Genomic DNA, 572 nt, shown 5'->3' on the forward strand with positions numbered 1-572 from the left:
TGCCCGTAGGCGAGGAGCGGGCGCTTGTAGGCGAGGAACGGGGTGCCCGTAGGCGAGGAAGATGATCATGGCCGATCCCAAGGGGTTCATGACCACTCCGCGTCAGGAGTGGGCGCGGCGGCCCGTCGAGGAGCGGGTGCGGGACTGGGACGAGGTGTATGTGCCGGGGGCGCTGCTGCCGATCATCAGCAAGCAGGCGGACCGGTGCATGGACTGCGGGGTCCCGTTCTGTCATGAGGCCTGTCCGCTGGGGAATCTCATCCCGGAGTGGAACGACCTGGTGGCCCGGGAGGACTGGCGGGCGGCGAGCGACCGGTTGCACGCGACGAACAACTTCCCTGAGTTCACCGGGCGGTTGTGTCCCGCACCCTGTGAGGCCGGGTGTGTGCTGGCGATCAATCAGCCGGCCGTCACCATCAAGAACGTCGAGNNACGGTCGCGGTGTACGAGAAGGACGACCGGATCGGTGGGTTGATGCGGTACGGCATCCCCTCGTTCAAGATGGAGAGGCGGCATCTGGAGCGGCGGCTGGGCCAGATGCGGGCCGAGGGGACGAGGTTTCGTACGTCGAC

Annotated in this window: 1 pseudogene; it reads left to right on the forward strand. The window is 67.0% G+C overall.

Going from position 1 to position 572, the window contains the following annotated elements:
- Nucleotides 1–67 precede the first annotated feature (67 nt).
- Nucleotides 68–572, forward strand: a pseudogene (gene gltD, locus CCN72_RS36915) (glutamate synthase); the annotation flags it as partial.

Source organism: Streptomyces murinus (assembly GCF_002154555.1).
Classification (GTDB): domain Bacteria; phylum Actinomycetota; class Actinomycetes; order Streptomycetales; family Streptomycetaceae; genus Streptomyces; species Streptomyces murinus.